This window comes from Celeribacter sp. PS-C1 (assembly GCF_019429625.1).
GTDB lineage: Bacteria > Pseudomonadota > Alphaproteobacteria > Rhodobacterales > Rhodobacteraceae > Celeribacter.
Map to the genome: position 1 here is coordinate 178353 of NZ_JAHXRW010000001.1, position 21577 is coordinate 199929.

General features: G+C 54.6%; 20 protein-coding genes. 12 read left to right on the top strand and 8 right to left on the bottom strand.

Going from position 1 to position 21577, the window contains the following annotated elements; translation table 11 throughout:
* The first annotated feature begins 13 nt into the window (after positions 1–13).
* The 4 genes from mnmG to J5Y17_RS00890 are packed head-to-tail and all read left to right on the top strand — an operon-like array spanning position 14 to position 4206.
* Positions 14–1882, top strand: a complete 1869-nt coding sequence (gene mnmG / locus J5Y17_RS00875; RefSeq protein WP_219783323.1) for a tRNA uridine-5-carboxymethylaminomethyl(34) synthesis enzyme MnmG — start codon at positions 14–16, stop codon at positions 1880–1882.
* Positions 1882–2499, top strand: a complete 618-nt coding sequence (gene rsmG / locus J5Y17_RS00880; protein WP_219783324.1) for a 16S rRNA (guanine(527)-N(7))-methyltransferase RsmG — start codon at positions 1882–1884, stop codon at positions 2497–2499. The genes mnmG and rsmG overlap by 1 nt, the downstream gene beginning before the upstream one ends.
* Entirely contained in the window at positions 2492–3292 is an 801-nt protein-coding gene (locus J5Y17_RS00885) for an AAA family ATPase (protein WP_219783325.1), read from the top strand. The genes rsmG and J5Y17_RS00885 overlap by 8 nt, the downstream gene beginning before the upstream one ends.
* Positions 3293–3294: 2 nt before the next feature.
* The gene (locus tag J5Y17_RS00890; protein ID WP_219783326.1) at positions 3295–4206 is read left to right on the top strand and encodes a ParB/RepB/Spo0J family partition protein; all 912 of its coding nucleotides are present in this window, start codon (positions 3295–3297) and stop codon (positions 4204–4206) included.
* Here J5Y17_RS00890 and hemW read toward each other — a convergent pair.
* From hemW to rph, 4 genes are read right to left on the bottom strand one after another with little or no spacing between them, the layout of a single operon-like run.
* Positions 4203–5360, bottom strand: coding sequence for a radical SAM family heme chaperone HemW (hemW, locus tag J5Y17_RS00895; protein ID WP_219783327.1), 1158 nt, complete (start codon positions 5358–5360; stop codon positions 4203–4205). The genes J5Y17_RS00890 and hemW overlap by 4 nt on opposite strands.
* 2 nt (positions 5361–5362) lie before the next feature.
* Positions 5363–5746, bottom strand: a complete 384-nt coding sequence (locus J5Y17_RS00900) for a RidA family protein (RefSeq protein ID WP_219783328.1) — start codon at positions 5744–5746, stop codon at positions 5363–5365.
* Positions 5743–6363 (bottom strand): RdgB/HAM1 family non-canonical purine NTP pyrophosphatase, encoded by a 621-nt coding sequence (gene rdgB / locus J5Y17_RS00905; protein ID WP_219783329.1) that lies wholly within the window; start codon positions 6361–6363, stop codon positions 5743–5745. Before rdgB ends, J5Y17_RS00900 begins: the two co-directional genes overlap by 4 nt.
* A complete protein-coding gene (rph, locus tag J5Y17_RS00910; protein WP_219783330.1) occupies positions 6363–7076 on the bottom strand; it encodes a ribonuclease PH in 714 nt (237 codons plus the stop codon). The genes rdgB and rph overlap by 1 nt, the downstream gene beginning before the upstream one ends.
* Before the next feature lie 121 nt (positions 7077–7197).
* On the opposite strand from rph, the gene hrcA reads away from it, so the two are divergent.
* Genes hrcA through J5Y17_RS00925 form a run of 3 tightly spaced genes read left to right on the top strand, consistent with a single transcriptional unit; the run spans position 7198 to position 9967 of the window.
* Positions 7198–8262, top strand: a complete 1065-nt coding sequence (hrcA, locus tag J5Y17_RS00915) for a heat-inducible transcriptional repressor HrcA (RefSeq protein ID WP_219783331.1) — start codon at positions 7198–7200, stop codon at positions 8260–8262.
* A gap of 10 nt (positions 8263–8272) precedes the next feature.
* On the top strand, positions 8273–8851 hold the full coding sequence (locus tag J5Y17_RS00920; protein ID WP_219783332.1) for a nucleotide exchange factor GrpE: 579 nt from the start codon (positions 8273–8275) through the stop codon (positions 8849–8851).
* A gap of 60 nt (positions 8852–8911) precedes the next feature.
* On the top strand, positions 8912–9967 hold the full coding sequence (locus J5Y17_RS00925; protein ID WP_219783333.1) for a YgcG family protein: 1056 nt from the start codon (positions 8912–8914) through the stop codon (positions 9965–9967).
* On the opposite strand, the gene mutS is transcribed toward J5Y17_RS00925, so the two are convergent.
* The gene (gene mutS, locus J5Y17_RS00930) at positions 9968–12583 is read right to left on the bottom strand and encodes a DNA mismatch repair protein MutS (RefSeq protein WP_219783626.1); all 2616 of its coding nucleotides are present in this window, start codon (positions 12581–12583) and stop codon (positions 9968–9970) included.
* 167 nt (positions 12584–12750) lie between these two features.
* Here mutS and J5Y17_RS00935 point away from each other — a divergent pair, with 167 nt between their 5' ends.
* Together J5Y17_RS00935 and J5Y17_RS00940 are read left to right on the top strand one after the other, a co-directional pair.
* On the top strand, positions 12751–15015 hold the full coding sequence (locus J5Y17_RS00935) for an NADP-dependent malic enzyme (RefSeq protein ID WP_219783334.1): 2265 nt from the start codon (positions 12751–12753) through the stop codon (positions 15013–15015).
* A gap of 16 nt (positions 15016–15031) precedes the next feature.
* Positions 15032–15907 carry a ribokinase gene (locus tag J5Y17_RS00940; RefSeq protein WP_219783335.1) on the top strand — a complete coding sequence of 292 codons (876 nt, stop codon included), beginning with the start codon at positions 15032–15034 and terminating at the stop codon, positions 15905–15907.
* A gap of 72 nt (positions 15908–15979) precedes the next feature.
* Here the strand turns inward: J5Y17_RS00940 and J5Y17_RS00945 are convergent, their stop codons facing one another.
* The gene (locus J5Y17_RS00945) at positions 15980–17206 is read right to left on the bottom strand and encodes an argininosuccinate synthase (RefSeq protein ID WP_219783336.1); all 1227 of its coding nucleotides are present in this window, start codon (positions 17204–17206) and stop codon (positions 15980–15982) included.
* A gap of 147 nt (positions 17207–17353) precedes the next feature.
* On the opposite strand from J5Y17_RS00945, the gene J5Y17_RS00950 reads away from it, so the two are divergent.
* The gene (locus J5Y17_RS00950) at positions 17354–18106 is read left to right on the top strand and encodes a hypothetical protein (protein ID WP_219783337.1); all 753 of its coding nucleotides are present in this window, start codon (positions 17354–17356) and stop codon (positions 18104–18106) included.
* Positions 18099–19349: a threonine ammonia-lyase IlvA gene (gene ilvA / locus J5Y17_RS00955; RefSeq protein ID WP_219783338.1), complete on the top strand. Its 1251-nt coding sequence runs from the start codon at positions 18099–18101 to the stop codon at positions 19347–19349. The genes J5Y17_RS00950 and ilvA overlap by 8 nt, the downstream gene beginning before the upstream one ends.
* 4 nt (positions 19350–19353) lie before the next feature.
* Here the strand turns inward: ilvA and J5Y17_RS00960 are convergent, their stop codons facing one another.
* Positions 19354–19674, bottom strand: coding sequence for an Hpt domain-containing protein (locus tag J5Y17_RS00960; protein ID WP_219783339.1), 321 nt, complete (start codon positions 19672–19674; stop codon positions 19354–19356).
* A 148-nt stretch (positions 19675–19822) separates the two neighbouring features.
* Between J5Y17_RS00960 and J5Y17_RS00965 the strand changes: the two genes are divergently transcribed.
* Positions 19823–21091, top strand: a complete 1269-nt coding sequence (locus J5Y17_RS00965) for a PP2C family protein-serine/threonine phosphatase (protein WP_255571772.1) — start codon at positions 19823–19825, stop codon at positions 21089–21091.
* Here the strand turns inward: J5Y17_RS00965 and J5Y17_RS00970 are convergent.
* The gene (locus J5Y17_RS00970; RefSeq protein WP_219783341.1) at positions 21088–21519 is read right to left on the bottom strand and encodes an NUDIX hydrolase; all 432 of its coding nucleotides are present in this window, start codon (positions 21517–21519) and stop codon (positions 21088–21090) included. The genes J5Y17_RS00965 and J5Y17_RS00970 overlap by 4 nt on opposite strands.
* Positions 21520–21577: the final 58 nt, after the last annotated feature.

Genomic DNA, 21577 nt, shown 5'->3' on the forward strand with positions numbered 1-21577 from the left:
AGGAGTGTTTCACGTGAAACATACCGACTTCGATGTTGTCGTCGTGGGTGGCGGCCATGCTGGATGTGACGCTGCGGCGGCCGCTGCAAGGGCAGGTGCGCGAACAGCGCTGATCACTTTGCGCAAAGACGGTATTGGCGTGATGTCCTGTAACCCGGCCATCGGTGGTTTGGGGAAAGGTCACCTCGTGCGTGAAATCGATGCGCTTGATGGGGTGATGGGACGAATCGCAGATAAAGCCGGAATTCAATTTCGGCTTTTGAACCGGCGTAAAGGTCCAGCCGTACAAGGCCCGCGCGCGCAAGCTGATCGCAAGATCTACCGCACAGAGATGTTGGCGGAGTTGGAGGCGACCGAAAATTTAGCGATCATCGAAGCGGAGGTCGCCGATCTCATGCTTGATGGTGGTATCGTGAGTGGCGTCGTTTTAGGGGATCAATCTGAGATCAAAGCGGGTGCGGTGGTTTTGACGACCGGCACTTTCTTGAACGGATTGATCCATATTGGCGAAGAAAAGCATCCGGGCGGTCGGATTGGCGATAAACCCTCTGTTGCTTTGGCCGAACGTCTGTATGGGCTCGAACTTCCGATGGGCCGTCTGAAAACGGGCACACCGCCGCGTCTGGATGGTAAGACCATCGCTTGGGATATTCTTGAAGAACAGCCAGGGGATGATGAACCTGTGGTGTTTTCCTTCCTGAATAGCAAACCGTTTGCGCGTCAGGTATCCTGCGGCATTACGCATACGAATGAGAAAACGCACGATATTATTCGGGAGAACTTATCTCGGTCCGCGATGTATGGCGGTCATATCGAAGGCGTTGGGCCGCGGTATTGTCCGTCCATCGAGGATAAGATTGTCCGTTTTGCGGATAAATCTTCGCATCAAATCTTCCTTGAACCGGAAGGCGTGGATGACGATACGGTTTATCCTAATGGCATTTCGACCTCTCTGCCTCTTGAAGTGCAAGAAGCCTATGTGCGTTCTATTCGTGGTCTGGAGGATGTGAAAATTCTCCAGCCTGGTTATGCGATTGAATATGACTATGTCGATCCGCGCGCGCTTCGATTGACTTTGGAGTTGCGCGATGTTCCGGGACTTTTCTTGGCAGGTCAGATCAATGGGACAACCGGTTATGAAGAAGCAGCCGCACAAGGTCTTGTGGCAGGATTGAATGCAGCACGTAAATCTATGGGCAAAGATGGTGCAACATTCGCACGATCCGAAAGCTATATCGGTGTGATGATTGACGATCTTGTGACGCGTGGTGTGAGTGAACCTTACCGAATGTTCACGTCTCGTGCGGAGTTCCGTTTGTCTTTGCGAGCGGATAATGCGGATCAACGTTTGACGCCGCTGGGTAAGGATTTGGGTTTGGTGCATAAGCCCCGAGCGCAGGCCTTCGACAGAAAGATGGAAAACCTCTCAAAAGGCCGGGCTTTGCTTGAAAAAGAAAGTTATACGCCGAAAGAGCTTAGCGCGGTTGGCGTGACCGTAAGCTCAGATGGCTCTCGCCGCACGCCCTATGAGGTGCTGGCATTCCCGAATGTCACGTTTGAAAACATCATTTCTCTCAACCCGGAGATCGCAGAAATTTTGCCTGAGATACAGGAGCAATTGTCTCGCGATGCGCTTTACGCGAATTACATTGAACGCCAACAGCGCGATGTCGACGCAATGAAACGGGATGAGCTTCAGGTCATTCCGGATGATTTCGATTACTCTGTGCTCAGTGGTCTATCGAATGAATTGCGCAGCAAGTTGACTTTGGCACGGCCGCAGACGATTTCTCAAGCAGGTAGGGTAGAGGGGATGACACCTGCCGCTGTCACTTTGATTCTAGCTCGCCTGCGTCAATCTCAGAGAGAGAAAGCGTCCTGATGACTTCAATGAAGTTTGCCGATTTCGATGTTTCACGTGAAACATTTGAGCGGCTGCAAACCTATTTGGCATTGCTTCAAAAATGGAATCCCGCAATCAATCTGGTGGCTAAATCCACCATGGAGATGGCGTGGGACCGTCATTTTGTGGATTCAGCGCAGGTGTTTCGTATTGCGCCAACTCCGCTCACTCATTGGTGCGATATCGGAAGTGGTGGTGGATTTCCCGGACTGATCTGCGCAACTTTGGCAAAAGAATTCTCTCCTGACACGTCTTTCACGATGGTGGAATCCGATCAACGAAAGGCCACCTTTTTGAGAACTGTCGTTCGCGAACTTGATCTTAATGCTGAAGTGAGATCAGAACGCATTGAAATGCTTGAGCCAATGAAGGCAAATCTTATTTCTGCGCGGGCTTTGGCGTCACTTCCGAAGCTTCTGGAGTATACTGAACGTCATTTGGCACCGGGTGGACATGGATTGTTTTTGAAAGGCGCTTCTTTTCGTGAGGAACTCGCCGAATCTCTTGAAAGCTGGCGCTTCAGCCACAAAGAATATGCGAGCGTAACGGATGCAGAATCCGTGATTCTGCTGATCGGAGATATTGAACGTGTCTGACCTTTCCCGTCCCAAGGGCCCAAAAATCATTGCTGTTGCGAACCAGAAGGGTGGGGTTGGAAAGACGACGACAGCGATCAATCTAGCTGCGGCTTTGGTGAAAAGTGGCTGTCGTGTGCTCGTTGTGGACCTTGATCCTCAAGGAAATGCCTCAACAGGTTTGGGTATTGACCCGGAAAATCGCGGCTATACGACTTATGATCTCATTCTCGGCGAGGTCGATTTGCATGAGGTTATTCAGACTACTGAGTTTGAAAATCTTTGGATTTCTCCCGCGACTATCGATCTAAGCTCTGCAGACATTGAGATGGTCACGAATGAAAAGCGTAGTTTTCTCCTACACGATGCTTTGCGCCAGCACGCGATTGATGATTTCGCGTTCGATTTTATCCTGATCGACTGTCCGCCATCTTTGAGTTTGTTGACGGTGAACGCAATGGTGGCGGCTGAATCCGTCTTGGTGCCGTTGCAAAGCGAATTCTTCGCTTTGGAAGGGCTTTCTCAGCTCATGCTGACTGTGCGAGAGGTTCGGCAGACTGCGAATTCCAAACTGCGTATCGAAGGGGTTGTGTTGACCATGTATGATCAACGCAACAACTTGTCTCGCCAGGTCGAACAGGACGCGCGTGACAATCTCGGTGATTTGGTGTTCGAAACCGTAATTCCGCGCAATGTGCGTATCAGTGAGGCGCCTTCTTTCGCTTTGCCCGTTTTGGATTATGATCCGATGTCAAAAGGTAGTTTGGCTTATCAGGCGCTAGCGAAAGAAGTGATTGCGAAAAAAGGACGATAAGAATGGCAAATCCGAGCAAACCGAAAAACCGAGGCCTCGGGCGCGGCCTTTCCGCTCTGATGGCGGATGTGGCACAGGATAAGCCTGACGAACAATCTTCTGAGAATGAGCCGCGCCGGGCAGATATGTTGGTGCCGATCGAGCGAATCGTACCAAATCCTGATCAGCCTCGACGGACCTTTAATCAGTCAGCGCTTGATGAGCTGGCCGATTCGATCCGTGAAAAAGGCGTTATTCAGCCTCTCATCGTGCGCGAAAGCCCTCGTAAAGCAGGTGAATATGAAATTGTGGCAGGTGAGCGGCGTTGGCGCGCATCGCAGCTTGCTCGTCTGCATGAGCTTCCTGTTCTGGTGCGCGAATATTCCGACACGGAAGTACTTGAAGTCGCGATTATCGAGAACATTCAACGTTCTGATCTTAACGCGATCGAAGAGGCGGCGGGCTATCAACAGCTAATGGAGCGCTTTGGGCACACCCAAGAAAAGCTATCCGATGCTTTGGGGAAAAGCCGGAGTCACATCGCCAACCTGATCCGTCTCTTGAACCTACCGAGCGACGTTCAGGCGCTCGTTGTGTCAGGGCAGCTGTCCGCTGGCCATGCCCGGGCGTTGATCACCGCCGAGGATCCTTCCGCATTGGCTAAGAAAGTTATTGAGGGTGGTCTCTCTGTACGGGAAACAGAGCGTTTGGCAAAGGCTGAGAAGACTTCATCCGAGCCGAAAATAAAGAAATCCTATAAATCATCCGACAAAGATGCGGATACACGTGCGCTCGAAACCGATCTTTCTGCCGCCATTCGGATGAAGGTGAATATTGATCATAAAGACGGAACCGAAAAGGGCGTGCTCTCGGTCTCCTACGATTCTTTGGATGAATTGGATGCACTGTGCAGCATCCTATCCCGGGGCGCTTAAAGATCCGGGATCAGGTCGCGAATGATCGCGTTTAGAACTGGCCGACCTTTCTGGGTGACCGAAAGGCGGCCATTTTCGATTTTGATGAACTCATCCTCAATCAAGTATTTATTTTCAATGGGAAAGTCTTGATCCAAGAGAGTGGAAATCCGTGCGATTTCAATGCCCTCCGTGATCCGAAGGCCCATCATCAGATATTCGATGGCTTGATCGTATCCACTTACAGCTTCACGTGGATTTTCACCGTGATCGTTTTGATCAACGAACTTTAGCCATTGGCTTGGGGCGAGGGGCGTATCGATGGCGTATTTCTGACCAGCCAAGGTAAGTCGTCCATGCGCGCCAGGGCCAATTCCCGCATAATCGCCATAACGCCAATAAATGAGATTATGGCGGCTCTCAGAGCCATTTTGGGCGTGATTAGAGACTTCATATGCGGGCATTCCAGCCTTTTCACACTCTTCTTGTGTGACAAAATACATATCCGCAGCGCTATCGTCAGAAGGAAGGCCACGCAAAAGTCCCCGGTCATATCGGTCGCCAAAGGCGGTGCCTTGCTCAATGGTCAACTGATAGAGTGACAGGTGATCGACAGCCATAGAGAGAGCTTCGCGCAATTCCGCCCGCCAAGCCTCAGGCGTTTGTCCTTGTCGCGCATAAATCAGGTCGAAACTGACGCGATCAAAGGTATTTCGGGCAATATCGAAAGCTTTTCGCGCCTCTGACACGGAATGCAGGCGCCCGAGACGTTTCAAATCCTCGTCATGAAGCGACTGAATGCCCATGGAGACACGATTGACGCCAGCGTCGCGATAGCCATGAAAACGACCCGCTTCGACAGAGGTGGGGTTGGCTTCAAGCGTGATCTCAATGTCATTCGCCAGCGTCCAACAGTCTCGAACCTTGCTCAAAATGGCATTTACGAGCTCTGGATCCATCAAAGACGGTGTGCCACCGCCAAAGAACACGGTGTTCAGAACGCGGCCGGATGTTTCCCGTGAAACACGCTCGATCTCGGAAAGGTAGGCGCGCTCCCATGCGGATTGATCAATCGTCGCGGCCACATGGGAGTTGAAATCGCAGTAGGGGCATTTCGCCTGGCAAAACGGCCAATGGATGTAGAGACCAAAGCCTCCGTTTTGCCAGTCTTCCATGATTATCCCTTGAACGCCGTGATTTCGATTTCGATCAACATCTCGGGTTTGATGAGATCGGCAACGACCATTGTGGCCGCAGGGCGAATATCGGCGAGGAATTCACCCAAAGCCGGGACAACTTCATCCACCAAAGCGGCGTCGGTGATCGTGTATTGCACACGCACCGCGTCTTTTAGGGAAAAGCCTTCACCTTCCAGCACGCCGGAAATGGTTTTGAAGCAGTTCCGGGCCTGATCGGCGATGCTCTCCGGCATGGTCATTGTGCTGTAATCGTAGCCGGTCGTGCCGGAAACAAAACACCAGTCGCCTTGCACGACGGCGCGGGAATAGCCCATGACTTTTTCAAAGTCGGAACCGGAGGAGATCAGTTTGCGGGTACTCATTTTGCGAGATCCTTAAAGGGTCCGGAGACCAGTTTACGAAAAGCGTCTGCGCGGTGGCTCATGGCCTGTTTGCGCGCGTGTTCCATTTCTCCGAAGGTTTCGGTTTCTCCATCGGGAAGGAACATCGGATCATAGCCAAAGCCGCGTTCACCGCGTGCGGGCCAGACAATGCATCCTTCGACAATGCCTTCGAAAATCTCATCATGCCCATCTGGCCATGCCAGACATAGCGTGCAGCAAAAGCGGGCAGTGCGCGGTTCTGCTGCATTTGCCTCTTCGAGACGGTCCCAGACCTTTTGCATAGCCATCGGAAAATCGCGGCCGTTGGGTGTTTCGGCCCAGTCGGCGGAATACACACCGGGCGCGCCGTCCAAGGCATCGACGGACATGCCGCTGTCATCGGAAAGGGCAGGGAGGCCGCTGGATTTGGCGGCAAAATGTGCCTTGATCCGCGCATTCCCCGCAAATGTGTCTTCTGTTTCTTCCGGTTCTTCGAAACCGAGATCACCAGCGGAGATCACCTCGATCCCGAAAGGCTCCAAAAGCTCCGCGATCTCGCGAAGCTTGCCTTTGTTGTGGGAGGCGAGAACCAGCTTTTTGCCGTCGAATTCGCGCATCACGCCACCGCAGCGTTTTGAGCCGAAACCAGCTCAGAAACGCCTTTTTCGGCCAGATCGAGCAGTTCGTTCATCTGCGCACGCGAATAGGTGGCTCCCTCGGCACTCATTTGGGTTTCAATCAGATGTCCATTGGCAAGCATGATGAAATTGCCGTCCACGCCAGCTTCGGAATCTTCGGGGTAATCGAGATCGAGCACCGGCTGACCGGCGTAAATGCCACAGGACACAGCCGCGACATTAGAAATCAGCGGATCGGAGGTAATCGCGCCGGATTTCAACAGCTTGTTCACCGCCAGACGTAGGGCCACCCAGCCACCGGTGATGGAGGCGCAACGCGTTCCGCCGTCGGCCTGAATGACATCACAGTCCACGGTGATCTGACGTTCGCCAAGAGCGACACGGTCCACGCCAGCGCGCAGGGAACGTCCGATCAGGCGTTGAATTTCGACAGTACGACCACCCTGTTTGCCTTGAGTGGCCTCACGGCGCATGCGCGATGAGGTCGAACGCGGCAGCATGCCGTATTCCGCCGTCACCCAGCCCTGGCCTGAATTGCGCATAAAGGGCGGCACGCGCTCTTCGATCGTGGCGGTGCAAAGAACATGCGTGTCGCCGCAACGGATCAGACACGAGCCCTCGGCATGTTTTGTCACGCCGGTCTCGATTGAAATCGTCCGCATTTCATCTAAATTTCTACCTGAGGGTCGCATGCTATATCCTTCCGCATCTGTTGCGGCAGACATACCGAACAGGTGCTCAGACGTGCAAGCCTCATTGACCCTCGGTCTCTATGTCTTTTAATGGCGAAGGGTCTTGGAAGACGCAGGAAGAATGACGGATCGTGTAAATCTCATTGCTGAAATGAACGACCGGTCGCGCGAGGTATTTCGCCGCGTGGTCGAGGGCTATCTTGAAAGCGGTGGGCCTGTGGGCTCGCGCACCCTGACGCGGACGATGAGCGAGAAAGTTTCCGCCGCGACCGTGCGCAACGTGATGCAGGACCTCGAATATCTCGGGCTTTTGGACAGTCCGCATGTGTCCGCGGGGCGCGTTCCGACGCAGCTTGGTCTGCGTTTGTTTGTGGACGGGTTGCTGGAGGTGGGCACTGTCACCGACGATGTGCGCGAGAAGATGGAATTGACCATCCGCAACGAACATCACGATGTGAGCGGGATGCTGGATCGCGTGGGTTCGGCTCTGTCGGGGCTTACTCAGGGTGCCAGCCTTGTGCTCGCGCCAAAACACGAAGCGCCTGTTAAACATGTGGAATTCGTAAACCTTGCGCCGGACCGTGCGCTGGTGGTTCTGGTCTTTGCCGATGGCCATGTCGAAAACCGCATTTTCACGCCGCCCGTCGGGCAAACCCCGTCTTCTTTGCGTGAGGCGACGAATTTCCTCAATGCTCTGGTCGAAGGCAAGACCCTCTCCGAGCTGCGGAGCACTGTGGAACGTGAGATCAAAACACGGCGGCAGGAGCTTGATAGCCTCGCTGCCGATCTGATTGAAAACGGCTCGGCGTTCTGGGAAGGCGAGGGGTCGCATTACGAGCGCTTGATCGTGCGCGGGCGTGCCAATTTGTTGGGAGAAAGTGCCGAGGCCGAAGAGCTTGATCGCATCAGAAGCCTGTTCGACGATCTCGAAAAGAAGCGCGACATCGCGGAATTTCTCGAGCTGACCGAGGACGGCGAGGGCGTGCGCATTTTCATTGGCTCAGAGAACAAACTTTTCTCACTTTCGGGTTCCTCTTTGGTGGTTTCTCCTTATATGAACGCTGAACGAAAAATTATCGGTGCCGTGGGTGTCATCGGGCCGACTCGCCTTAACTATGGGCGGATCGTGCCGATTGTCGATTATACGGCCCAACTTGTCGGACGGATCGTGTCCGGCAAGGCTTGAAAGGTGAAACATGACGGATCCGAAGAAAGATATGTCTGAAGAGATCAAAACCAACGTCGAAGAAGAGATCATCGACATCACCTCTGATGAGGCACTTGAAGATCCCGAAACAGGCGATCTGTCCGAAGAGCTCGAACAGCTCCGCGCAGAACGCGATGAATTCCGGGATCGTTTCATGCGCGCTGTGGCTGATGCGGAAAACTCCCGCAAGCGTGCGGATCGTGATCGTCGCGAGGCGGAAAACTATGGTGGGTCGAAACTGGCCCGCGATATGTTGCCGGTATTCGACAACATGAAGCGTGCCATCGATGCGATTGCCGAGGATCAACGTGAAACGCAGGCGGCCTTGATCGAAGGGATCGAGCTGACCATGCGTGAGCTTTTGAACACCTTCTCAAAACACGGCATTCAGATCGTGAGCCCGGAGGTGGGTGAGACCTTCGATCCGCAAATTCACGAAGCCATGTTCGAAGCGCCGGTGCCCGGCACCAAAGCCGGCGACATCATCCAAGTGATGAACGTGGGCTTCATGATCCATGACCGTCTGTTGCGTCCGGCTCAGGTGGGCGTGTCGTCGACGCCGGCGTAAAAAGGTTTTCCCGGAAACTGAGCTTTGCTAAAGCCCTCGTGTCTTACGAGGGCTTTTTCTATGCACGTTATCCGTTTTCTGTTGCTTTTGATCCTGACTCCCATCCCCGTCTTGGCCCAGAATTATCCGGACCATCGCGAGATTTACGTTAATGATTTCGCCGATCTTCTGTCGGAAGAGGTCGAGGATGACATCCGTGATCGCCTTAAGGTGCTTCGGGATGAGACGGGAATCGAGTTTACCGTCGTTACGATCTATCAAATGCGCGATTACGGACACGCGGGGGCGCTTGAACCCTTCGCGACGGGGCTTTTCAACGATTGGGGAATTGGCGACGCCGAGCGGAACGATGGGGTGATGATGCTTGTCTCGCTGTGGGATCGCAAAGTGCGCCTCGAGGTTGGTTCTGGTTATGGCGCCCGCATGAACGACCCGATGCAAAAGGTGATCGACGATGACATTTTGCCTCATTTTCGTAACGACGCGTATGAAGAGGGGATTTTAAACGGTGTCGATCATACGATCCTGGCCGTGACAGGCGCGTGGCCTGGTGAATATGATGCAAGCCCTTGGGTGAAAGTGACCAATGCTATCGGTCGTACGGTAAATTCCGTGGTGCAGGGGCTCGGCAACTGGATTTTTGCCATTCTGGTGGCTCTCCTGCCGTTTCCCTATCGCGCGTATCGCCGTTGGAAACGCAATCACCCTCGTATTTGCCCCAATGATGGTCATCAAATGACGCGTTTGGATGAGTCTTGGGAGGACAATCACCTTCAGAAAGGGCAGATCACCGAAGAGGATTTGAAATCCGTCGATTATGATGTCTGGGAATGTCCGACCTGTCAGCACATCACGGTCGAAGGCTATCGCGCATGGTTTTCGTCCTATTCTGTTTGCCGCAATTGCGGGTATCGCACCGTTGAGGGCGACACCACCATTCTCGAACATGCGACTACATCGTCAACAGGTCGCAAGCGCATCGACTACCATTGTCACAATTGCGGCGATGCCTATTCCGTCGAACGGATCATTCCCAAAGAGAGCTCAAGCTCCTCTTCTGGCGGTTCTTTTGGTGGGGGCTCGTCGAGTGGCGGCGGGGCTAGTGGAAGCTGGTGATTAGGCCAGCTTCGCTTTCAAATCATAGAGCACTTGAAGCGCCTCTCGTGGGCTAAGATCATCCGGCAAAATCTCAGCGAGCGCCTTTTCGACGGCACTCTCTTTTTGAACGACTGGCTTCGGCGTGGGCGGCATTGCGGCGAAGAGCGGAAGATCGTCGATGATGGCTTTGGGATTGGCGGCATTCTCGGCCTGACCTTTTTCCAAAGCCTCCAAAACGGATTTCGCGCGTTCGACTACTGCGTCGGGCAAGCCTGCGAGCCGGGCGACTTGCACACCGTAGGATCGATCCGCTTTGCCCTTGATCACCTCATGGAGGAAAATCACTTCGCCCTCCCATTCTTTGACCGATACTGTGGCGTTTTCTGCGCCAGACAGCTTATCAGAAAGGCTGGTCATTTCATGATAGTGGGTCGCAAAGAGCGCGCGGCATTTGTTGACATCATGAAGATGCTCAAGCGTGGCCCAGGCAATCGACAGGCCGTCATAGGTCGCCGTGCCGCGCCCGATCTCGTCCAAGATCACAAGGGCACGGTCGTCGGCCTGATTGAGGATCGCGGCGGTTTCGACCATCTCCACCATGAAGGTCGAACGCCCGCGCGCCAGATCGTCAGAGGCGCCTACGCGTGAGAAAAGTTGGGACACAATGCCGATATGTGCGGAGTCGGCGGGCACATAGGAACCAGCCTGCGCAATCAGCGCAATCAATGCGTTTTGGCGCAGGAATGTCGATTTACCGGCCATGTTCGGCCCGGTCAAAAGCCAGATTGCAGCGCCATCATGGCCGTCAGACAGATCACAATTGTTGGCGACAAATTTGTCACCGCCCTGCTTGCGCAAGGCACGTTCCACGACTGGGTGGCGACCGCCGGAAATCAGGAATTCTCGACCCAAATCCACCTGAGGGCGGGTCCAACCTTCGCTGACAGAGAGATCGGCGAGCGCTGTGATCAAGTCCAATTCGGCTAGCGCGCCGGAGGCATCGTTGATCGCCGGGGCCTGCTCCAAAATTGCCATACGCAGCGTTTCATAGAGGCGCTTTTCGATCTCAAGAGCGCGACCGCCGGCGTTGTGAATTTTTGTCTCAAGTTCGGAAAGCTCCAGCGTCGTAAACCGCACCTGATTGGCGGTCGTTTGACGGTGGATGAAGTTTTCCGACAAGGAATGCATTTTTTCGGCGTGGGTTGATGTGGTCTCGATGAAATAGCCGAGGACATTGTTGTGTTTGACCTTGAGTGACTGAACGCCAGTCATTTCCGCGTATTTCATCTGCAAGGAGGCAATCACACCGCGCCCTTCGTCCCGCAGGGTGCGAGATTCATCGAGCTCTTCGTGGTAACCCGGGGCGATAAATCCGCCATCTCGGGCGAGTAATGGAGGCTCGGCAACCAGAGCGGCATCGAGCAAGTCAATAAGTTCGGCTTGTCCTGTCAGAAAGGACATTTTCTGCTGGATTAGGGTCGAAACAGGCGCATTCTCGAGCAAAGCATAGATGCTTTCCGCCTGCGTCAGACCATTGCGAATGGCCGCCAGATCACGCGGGCCTCCACGTTCAAGCCCGAGACGTGACAGCGAGCGTTCCATGTCGGGGACTTTGCGCAGCGCGTCGCGCAGCGCTTGAGCGGTTTGGGTGTTTTCAATCGCAAAAGAGATCGCATCAAGCCGCGCAGAGATCGTATCAACATCACGCGACGGGCTCGATAGTCGACGTTCAAGAAGACGTCCACCTGCGGCGGTTACGGTGCGATCCATCGTTGCAATCAAAGACCCTTCGCGACCGCCAGACAGCGCGTGCGATATCTCAAGGTTACGGCGTGTTGAGGCGTCGATCTGCATCGCGCCCCGAAGAGATTCACGAATAGGGCGCCGCACGAGGGGCAGTTTGCCCTTTTGCGTGATGTCGAGATAATCGACGATGGCACCCATGGCGGCTACCTCGGGAAGGGTGAACTGTCCGAAGGCCTCGAGAGAGGAGACGCCGAAAAGCGATGTCAGCCGCGTTTGCGCAGATGTGCTGTCGAAAGACGCGCGCGACAATTCGGTGATGCGGTCGTAAAAATCAGGCACAAACTCGGCCCAATTCGCCTCATTGGCCTCAGACACGACGATCTCCGACGGGTTGAGGCGGGCAAGCTCTGGCCCAAGACCCACAAGCGGGCAGGGCATCACATGAAAGGCGCCGGTGGAGATGTCGATCCAAGCCAAAGCGCCTTCTTCGCGAATTTCCGAATAGGCGGCGAGGTAGTTGTGACGCCGCGCATCCAAAAGCGTGTCTTCGGTCAGCGTGCCTGGCGTCACAAGGCGCACCACATCGCGTTTGACCACGGCTTTTGAGCCACGCTTTTTGGCTTCGCTCGGGTCTTCGAGCTGTTCGCAAACGGCGACTTTGAAGCCCTTGCGAATGAGATTGAGCAAATAGGTCTCGGCGGCATGAACCGGCACACCGCACATCGGAATGTCGTCGCCTGCATGTTTGCCGCGTTTCGTCAGCGCGATGTCGAGCGCCTCAGAGGCGGCAATCGCATCGTCAAAGAACATCTCGTAGAAATCGCCCATGCGATAAAACAAAAGCGCATCGCGATGACGCGATTTGATCTCGAGATATTGTGCCATCATCGGCGTTGCGGCGGGCGTTTCGGTGGCCAAGATGCAGTTCCCTGTCTGATTTCGCCTCAACTTAACGACCCAATATGTGGCGTAAAGAGCCAGAACGCGTTCTTTTTGTTGAGACCGGAGCGGGGTGTGGGTAAGTAGTCCGAACTGACGGCGAGGAGGCCACCCGAATGTCCAAGATCAAACAAACGCGCGAAGAAGCGCTCGCATTTCACATGGACCCGCGTCCCGGCAAGTTTGATGTCGCACCGAGCGTGCCGATGACGACACAGCGGGACCTGTCGCTGGCCTATTCCCCGGGCGTGGCTGTGCCTTGCGAAGAAATCGCGAAAGCGCCGGAGACGGCCTATGACTACACGAACAAGGGTAACCTCGTTGCAGTGATTTCGAACGGAACGGCGGTTTTGGGCCTCGGCAATCTTGGTGCTTTGGCGTCCAAGCCGGTGATGGAAGGCAAGGCGGTTCTGTTTAAACGTTTCGCCGACGTGAACTCTATCGACATCGAGCTCGACACCGAAGATCCCGACGAGATCATTCAGGCTGTGCGCCTCATGGGTCCGAGTTTTGGCGGGATCAACCTTGAGGACATCAAAGCGCCCGAATGTTTCATCATCGAACAGCGCCTCAAGGAAGAGATGGACATCCCTGTCTTCCACGATGACCAACACGGTACGGCGGTTATTTGTGCGGCGGGCTTGATCAACGCATTGCATATTTCCGGTAAAAAGATCGAGGATTGTAAGATTGTCCTCAACGGGGCGGGTGCCGCCGGGATCGCCTGTCTTGAACTGGTCAAGGCAATGGGTGCGAAACATGACAATTGCATCATGTGCGATACCAAAGGCGTGATTTACCAAGGCCGCACCGAAGGCATGAACCAATGGAAATCGGCCCATGCTGCTGTCACCGATGCGCGCACTTTGGGTGAAGCGATGGTGGATGCCGATGTGTTCCTTGGTGTGTCGGCCAAAGGTGCCGTGACGCAAGACATGGTGAAGAGCATGGCGCCGAACGCTGTAATTTTCGCCATGGCGAACCCCGATCCGGAGATCACACCCGAAGACGCGCATGAAGTGCGTGACGACGTGATCGTGGCAACGGGGCGCTCGGATTATCCGAACCAGGTGAACAACGTCTTGGGTTTCCCCTATCTGTTCCGGGGCGCGCTCGACATTCATGCCCGTGCGATCAATGATGAGATGAAAATTGCCTGTGCCGAAGCTTTGGCGGCTTTGGCGCGCGAAGATGTGCCGGATGAGGTGGCTTTGGCCTACGGGCGCAAACTGACCTTTGGCCGTGACTATATCATTCCGACACCGTTCGATCCGCGTTTGATCTACACAATCCCGCCCGCCGTCGCGCAGGCCGGTATGGACACGGGCGTCGCCCGTCGCCCGATCATCGACATGAATGGCTATGCGCATGATCTTCAGGCTCGAATGGACCCGACGGCACAAATTCTTCAGGGACTCTATGCCCGTGCGCGTCAGGCACAGGCCACGATGGTATTTGCTGAGGGCGATGATCCGCGCGTTCTGCGGGCGGCGGTGGCCTATCACCGCGGTGGATTTGGGCGTGCTCTGGTTGTCGGCCGGAACGAAGATGTCCAAACCAAGCTGCAAGAAGAGGGTCTTGGCGAGGCGATGTCCGAAATCGAAATCGTCAACGCCGCGAACACGCAGCACCTCACTGAATACAAAGATTTCCTTTACAGACGGCTTCAACGAACTGGTTTCGACCAAAAGGATATTCACCGTCTCGCCGCCCGCGACCGTCACGCGTTTTCTGCTTTGATGCTGGCGCATGGCCATGCTGATGGTCTCGTCACGGGGGCGACGCGCAAATCCGCGCATGTGCTCGATCGGATCAATTCGGTCTTTGATGCGAAAGCTGAAGATGGCGCCGTGGGTGTGACCGCTGTTTTGCACAAAGGCCGGATCATCTTTATCGCCGACACGCTGGTGCATGAATGGCCGGAAGAGGAAGATCTCGCTGATATCGCGATCGCCGCCGCCGCCGTGGCGCGCAAAATGGGGATCGAGCCGCGCGTCGCCTTCGCCTCTTTCTCGACCTTCGGTTATCCGGTGTCCGAACGCGCGAACAAAATGCATATCGCCCCGAAGGTGCTCGACGAGCGCGGGGTTGATTTCGAATATGATGGCGAGATGACTGTCGATGTGGCGCTGAATCCGGATGTTATGTCGGCCTATCCGTTCTGTCGCCTGTCCGGGCCCGCGAATATCCTCGTGGTGCCGGCGCGTCACTCTGCATCCATTTCGGTGAAATTGATGCAGGAAATGGCGGGTGCGACCGTGATCGGGCCGATCCTGACCGGCGTCGACAAGCCGATTCAGATTTGTTCAACGGTTTCGACCGTAAATGATATTCTGAACATGGCTGTGCTCGCCGCCTGCAAGGTGGGTCAGACGACGTAAAACGTGGAGGTATGTTATGGCGATCTTTAATCTCGGTTCGGTGAATATCGATCACTTCTACATGCTTCCACATTTTCCCGAACCCGGGGAAACCTTGAGCGCGAGCGGCCATAAATTGGGTCTTGGCGGCAAAGGAATGAACCAATCGGTCGCGGCCGCCAAGGCCGGGGCCGAGGTTTTTCACATCGGGGCGATTGGTCAGGCCGACACTTGGGTCCGCAAGCGGATCGAAGGCTATGGCGTGAACTGCAAATACCTTCGCGAGGTCTCTGAGGCCACGGGTCATGCGGTGATTTATGTCGATCCCGAGGGCGAAAACATGATTGTCCTCGATCCGGGCGCGAATGTGAAACAAGATATCGAATTCGTTGTCGAGGCGATCGATCAGGCAAAGGCTTCGGATACGCTTCTGCTGCAAAATGAAACCAACCTGCAGCCACAAGCCGCGACGTTTGCTTTGGTCAAAGGCATGCGGGTGATTTATTCGGCCGCTCCCTTTTCGATTAAGGCGGTGAAGGATTTGATCCCCGACGTCTCCATGTTGGTGATGAATGCGGTCGAGGCCTCTCAGCTCTGCTCCGAAATGGGTGTGTCTTTGGACCAAATTCCCGCGCCGCAGGTCATGGTGACCTTAGGTAGCAAAGGGGCGATGTGGCGGTCTAATGAGACAGGTGAGGTGATCGAGGTGACTTCGCCAAAAGTCACGCCAGTCGACACCACGGCTGCGGGCGACACCTACATCGGCTATGTCGCCGCTGGCCTTGATCTGGGCATGCCGATCAAGGCTGCGATGGAATGGGCGGTTCAGGCGGCGGCGCTGAAAGTCACGCGGGCCGGCACGGCGGATGCGATCCCATCGGCCAATGAGGTGAAAAGCTTTCGTGCGGCTTAAATCAATTTGAAGATCTAAAGAAAAAGGGCGTCCAAGAGGACGCCCTTTTGTTATGTCGTAATCAGTGAGCCGTTATTTCTTCAAACGACGGTTCCGCGCGGCCAGAAGTTTCAGGCGCAGCGCGTTGAGCTGGATAAAGCCTGCGGCGTCTTTCTGGTCGTAAGCGCCGGCATCGTCTTCGAAAGTCACGTGCGCTTCGGAATAAAGCGAGGCTTCGGAAGAGCGGGCCACGGTGAAGGCAGAGCCTTTGTAGAGTTTCAGGCGAACATTGCCCGAGACATGCTCTTGTGATTTGTCGATGGCGGCCTGAAGCATTTCGCGCTCCGGAGAGAACCAGAAGCCGTTGTAGATAAGCTCGGCGTAACGCGGCATCAGGCTGTCTTTAAGGTGACCTGCGCCGGAATCGAGCGTGATTTGTTCGATGCCACGGTGCGCTTCCAACAGGATCGTACCGCCCGGGGTCTCGTAGATGCCGCGCGATTTCATGCCGACGAAGCGGTTCTCAACAAAGTCGAGACGCCCGATGCCGTGCTTGCGGCCATATTCGTTCAGTTCGGTCAGGATCGTCGCCGGGCTCATCGCCACGCCGTTGATCGCCACCGCGTCACCCTTTTCAAAGGTGATTTCGATAAATTCGGGTTCGTTCGGCGCATCTTCGGGGTGAACCGTACGCTGGTAGACGTAATCGGGCGCTTCCTGTGCCGGATCTTCGAGAACTTTGCCCTCGGACGAGGTGTGCAGAAGGTTCGCGTCGACAGAGAACGGGGCCTCGCCGCGTTTGTCTTTCGCGATCGGGATCTGGTTCTTCTCGGCGAAATCCAAAAGTTTGGTGCGCGAGGACAGATCCCATTCCCGCCACGGCGCGATCACCTTGATGTCGGGGTTCAGCGCATAGGCGGACAGTTCAAAGCGAACCTGGTCGTTGCCCTTGCCCGTCGCGCCGTGGGCGACAGCATCGGCACCGGTGGCTTCTGCTATCTCGACAAGACGTTTGGAGATCAGCGGACGCGCAATGGAGGTGCCCAGAAGGTAGAGGCCTTCGTAAACGGCATTGGCGCGGAACATCGGGAAGACGAAGTCACGCACGAATTCTTCGCGCACGTCTTCGATGTAGATGTTTTCCGGTTTGATGCCGAGCATCTCAGCCTTTTTTCGCGCCGGGTCCAGTTCCTCACCTTGGCCGAGATCGGCGGTAAAGGTCACAACTTCACAGCCATATTCGGTTTGGAGCCATTTCAGGATGATCGAGGTATCGAGGCCGCCGGAGTAGGCGAGAACCACTTTTTTGGGCGCTGACATGAGACTTTCCTTTTGCGGATATCGCACGGGCGATTATCGGGTTTTCGTCCCGAGGGCAAGGTTTGAGCGGGGTTTCGGCCCAAGAATGCTTTAGCTCTCGGGGGAAAACCACTAAACCTGCGGGTAAGTTAATCAAAAAGGGCTATCATGACGGGCTTTATCCTCTTTCAGAACGCCGTGCTGCGCGTCCTGCGCCATCTCGACGAAGCATTGGCCGTATCTGGGCTGATCTGGATCGGTATTCTGATCCTGCAAATTCTGACCTTCGGATCGGTGGATATGGAGGGACTTGCGGCAGGTGATCCCGCGGCGGCGTCCGGGAATGCCATGTTGTTGCTGTTTCTTGCGAACATCGTGATGGCGATCGGTTCCTGCTGGATTGCCGTGGAATGGCACCGCTTTGCACTTGAGGGCAAACGCCCGACCTCTGCTTTTCCGTCTTGGAGCGGCGGGCGGATCATGAGTTACCTCTTCCTGTCGATCCTGATCGGCATTTTGATCGGCTTGGTGGTCGGTCTTTTGGGCGGCGTGGTTTTGACTGTCTTTGGCGGTATGATGGCGCAGTCTGTGGGCGCGTTGTTCCTTATCGTATTGATTGGTTTGCCTGCCGCGTTTCTGTTTTTGCGGATTTCGCCGGTCTTGCCCGGGGTCGCACTGGGGAACAAACTGTCGATGGGTGAGGCATGGCAGGCCACGAAACCCTATTCCGGTCCGATCCTTCAGGCTGCGATCCTGTCGATTGCTGTCCTGATCGTCATCCAAGTGATCGCGCCAATTTTCGGAAGTGGTATTATTGGCTTGCTCTATGAATTGGCGGCGGGCTGGGTTCTTTTGATGATCAATGTCAGCCTTTTGTCCTCGATTTATGAGTTGGCGGTGAAAGGGCAATTAAATGACTGAGCCACAAGACTTCGCCCAAAGGGCGCGCGAGGCTGAAGCATTGGTTCGGCGCCTTTTCGAGCCGACACCTTGTTTGCGCAACGATCATCTATCCCAAGCGTTTGAGTGCGATGTTTGGTTAAAACGCGAAGATTTGACGCCGGTGCGCTCCTACAAGCTGCGGGGTGCTTGGAATGCGATGATCAAGGCGCGCGAGAAAGACCCGAACATCGGGCTTTTTGTCTGTGCGTCTGCGGGAAACCATGCCCAGGGTGTGGCTTTCGCCTGTCGTCAATTCGGGGTGCGCGGCGTTATCTTCATGCCGGTCACCACGCCTCAGCAAAAGATCGACAAGACCAAGGTCTTCGGCGGGGAAATGGTCGAAATTCGCCTTGTGGGGGACTATTTTGATAACACGCTCGAGGCGGCGAAAACCTATTGTGCAGAGGAGGGTGGGCATTTTCTGGCGCCGTTCGATGACCTTGATGTCATTGAAGGACAAGCCACGGTCGCGGTCGAGTTTATGTCTCAAATGGTCCCCGATATTGTCGTTCTACCTGTCGGTGGAGGCGGTCTTTCCGCAGGCGTTGTGTCCTATCTCAAAGCGACCGCACCCCAAACCGAAGTCTATTTTGTCGAACCCATGGGTGGACGTTCGCTCAAAGCGGCGGTCGCTGAGGGCAATCCGGTGACTTTGTCAGATGTCGACAGTTTCGTAGATGGCGCGGCGGTGGCGCGGATCGGGGAACTGCCCTTCGAGAGTCTGAGGGATATTTCACCCGATCATATTCTGGCCTGCCCGGAAGATCGCATTTGCTCCACGATGCTGGAGATGCTGAACGTCGAAGGCATCGTTTTGGAGCCAGCTGGGGCGCTGTCGATTGATGCGTTGCAGGATATCCGTGATGAGATCCGTGGCAAACGGGTCGTTTGCGTGACATCTGGTGGGAACTTCGATTTCGAACGCCTGCCTGAAGTGAAAGAGCGCGCTCAGAGATTCCGAAATCTGAAGAAATACTTCATCCTGCGTATGCCGCAACGGCCTGGTGCTTTGAGAGAGTTTCTCGATATGCTTGGTCCCAATGACGACATCGCGCGCTTTGAATATCTCAAGAAATCAGCCCGAAATTTTGGTTCTGTCTTGATCGGGATCGAGACCGATAATCCGGATAATTTTGCACATCTGTTTAAGAAGATGGATGCCGCCGGGTTGGTTTATCGTGACATCACAAGTGATCAGGCGCTCGCGGAGTTTGTTCTCTGAGAACTTACGCAGCAGTCCTCCTCAGAAACTCCGCACGTGACTCCGCGTAGCTGTTGAAGATTTTCGGTAGGTCGATCCTTTCCGTTTTCCCCTGTCGTGCTGCGGTTTCCCCCTCGAAACAGAGGGTGGAAAACGCTGCAAACCCAAGGTTCAGAGAACTGCCCTTGAGAAAATGCAAATCCTGTTCCAGCCGGGAGTCGTCCGGTTGTGTTTGCATGCGTGTGATTGCCTCGTCTACCTCTTCGAGGAATAGCTCAACCACTTCTTCAAAGTCATCAGAGCCAACTTCGTCGCGCAGTTCTTCGACTCGATTCCAGTCAATCATATGGGTCTCCATTTTTGTACAAATAGAGCTCAAGAAGATTACCGTTCGGTAAGGAAGAGAGCTGATTTCTGGAAAATTTTACATTTAAGGCGGCATTAAACCGATCGGGTCATGGTCACACCCAGAAATGAATATGAGGACTTCGATTTTGGCCATCGCTCAGGAAAAACACGCATATCTTCAGGCTGTTTCTGAACGCGGCGTCGTGAATAATGTGTTGGTCGTCGACGATTCGAGAGCGCAACGACGTATTCTGTCGTCCTATCTCGGACGATGGGGCTACATGGTGTTTGAGGCGGCGACTGGTGAAGAGGCAATGGAGATTTGTCGTTCCGAATCCATTGATCTTGTGGTTTCGGACTGGATGATGCCTGGCATGAGCGGGCTGGAATTCTGTCAGGAATTCAGACAGCTTGAGCGTGAGTACTACGGGTACTTCATCCTTCTGACCTCTAAATCCGACAAAGCCGAAGTTGCGCAGGGTCTCGATATCGGTGCTGATGATTTTTTGACGAAACCTGTGGCTGGAGATGAGCTTCTGGCGCGCATTCGGGCCGGTGAGCGCATCCTGCGTATGGAGCGGGAACTGACAGAGAAAAACCGTCTCGTCAGTTCAACTCTCACAGAAATTTCCGAGCTTTATGATTCTCTCGATCGCGATCTCGTCGAGGCACGTAAGCTTCAGCAGTCCCTCGTGCGCGAACGGTTTCGCGATTTTTCCTCGGCCCAAGTGTCACTCTTGCTGCGCCCAAGCGGGCATGTTGGCGGGGATTTGGTCGGTTTTATTCCGATCAATGAACACCAGTTTGGCATTTTTTCGATTGATGTGTCGGGACATGGTATAGCCTCTGCACTCATGACGGCGCGTCTCGCGGCCTATTTGACGGGCTCGACTGCGGAGCAAAATTTGGCCATTCAAGTCGGTGAAGACGGTGGGCATCTGCCGCGAAGTCCCTCCGAGGTCGCGGCAAATTTGAACCGTCTGATGTTGGAAGAAATGGAGACTGACCTCTATTTCACCATGATTCTCGGTCATTTCAATCGGATGACCGGTGATTTCGTGATGACTCAATGCGGTCACCCCAACCCAATTCGCCAATCTTCGAAAGGTGTGGCCACATATTTCGGGAGCGGCGGTCTACCTGTGGGCCTGCTTCCTTTTGCGGAATTCCAGGACGTCCACATCACGCTCGCACCGGGTGAACGTATTCTGGTGTTCTCAGATGGTGTCACCGAATGCCCCGATGGTGGGGATGGTATGCTCGGCGAGGAGGGTTTGATCGAGATGTGTCACAAAATCTCCACTGAAACTGGCAATGGTTTTTTCGACACTTTCCTTTGGGATTTGAATAATTTCAACAAGGACAAAGATTTCCCGGATGATATCTCGGCAATCCTCCTCGAGTATTCTGGTTAGAATAACGTCTGAAGAAAGGCGCGGTCTCCCGGGTTTCCTAGGCTGATCATCGCTTGGTCCATGTTTGCCCAATGGACAGAATGATCCATTTCCGGCGGTTCAGTTAATTTCCGGACCGGTAGCGCGCGGTAGATATGGCAGATTTTCTCAGCCCATAGGTCATATTCCGGCATAAAGACAAATCGGCGAAATGCACCTAAAAAGCGCGGGTTTGCGATGCGCCAGCCGGTTTCTTCATAGACTTCGCGATGCAGGGCGTGGACGGGGCTCTCTCCGGGATCGATGCCGCCGCCGGGAAGTTGAAATTCATGGTGAATGCCTGCCTGATAGGTCAGCAACACCTGATCGTTGCGCGGAAGAATGGCGTAGGCCCCGGGGCGCACACGATATGGCTGCCCTGAAATCCTCGGTTCTCCATATCTCCGCATGCGCTTGACCTTTCTTCGATGGTTGTTCCGCCTATATGAACAAGATATGCCAGCGCCG

Bases quoted from the DNA above. Each gene is read 5' to 3' on its own strand.
- rsmG (WP_219783324.1), top strand. From the start codon at position 1,882: ATGACTTCAATGAAGTTTGCCGATTTCGATGTTTCACGTGAAACATTT.
- J5Y17_RS00890 (WP_219783326.1), top strand. From the start codon at position 3,295: ATGGCAAATCCGAGCAAACCGAAAAACCGAGGCCTCGGGCGCGGCCTT.
- hemW (WP_219783327.1), bottom strand. From the start codon at position 5,360: ATGGAAGACTGGCAAAACGGAGGCTTTGGTCTCTACATCCATTGGCCG.
- J5Y17_RS00900 (WP_219783328.1), bottom strand. From the start codon at position 5,746: ATGAGTACCCGCAAACTGATCTCCTCCGGTTCCGACTTTGAAAAAGTC.
- rdgB (WP_219783329.1), bottom strand. From the start codon at position 6,363: ATGCGCGAATTCGACGGCAAAAAGCTGGTTCTCGCCTCCCACAACAAA.
- rph (WP_219783330.1), bottom strand. From the start codon at position 7,076: ATGCGACCCTCAGGTAGAAATTTAGATGAAATGCGGACGATTTCAATC.
- hrcA (WP_219783331.1), top strand. From the start codon at position 7,198: ATGACGGATCGTGTAAATCTCATTGCTGAAATGAACGACCGGTCGCGC.
- J5Y17_RS00920 (WP_219783332.1), top strand. From the start codon at position 8,273: ATGACGGATCCGAAGAAAGATATGTCTGAAGAGATCAAAACCAACGTC.
- J5Y17_RS00925 (WP_219783333.1), top strand. From the start codon at position 8,912: ATGCACGTTATCCGTTTTCTGTTGCTTTTGATCCTGACTCCCATCCCC.
- mutS (WP_219783626.1), bottom strand. From the start codon at position 12,583: ATGATGGCACAATATCTCGAGATCAAATCGCGTCATCGCGATGCGCTT.
- J5Y17_RS00935 (WP_219783334.1), top strand. From the start codon at position 12,751: ATGTCCAAGATCAAACAAACGCGCGAAGAAGCGCTCGCATTTCACATG.
- J5Y17_RS00940 (WP_219783335.1), top strand. From the start codon at position 15,032: ATGGCGATCTTTAATCTCGGTTCGGTGAATATCGATCACTTCTACATG.
- J5Y17_RS00945 (WP_219783336.1), bottom strand. From the start codon at position 17,206: ATGTCAGCGCCCAAAAAAGTGGTTCTCGCCTACTCCGGCGGCCTCGAT.
- J5Y17_RS00950 (WP_219783337.1), top strand. From the start codon at position 17,354: ATGACGGGCTTTATCCTCTTTCAGAACGCCGTGCTGCGCGTCCTGCGC.
- ilvA (WP_219783338.1), top strand. From the start codon at position 18,099: ATGACTGAGCCACAAGACTTCGCCCAAAGGGCGCGCGAGGCTGAAGCA.
- J5Y17_RS00960 (WP_219783339.1), bottom strand. From the start codon at position 19,674: ATGATTGACTGGAATCGAGTCGAAGAACTGCGCGACGAAGTTGGCTCT.
- J5Y17_RS00970 (WP_219783341.1), bottom strand. From the start codon at position 21,519: ATGCGGAGATATGGAGAACCGAGGATTTCAGGGCAGCCATATCGTGTG.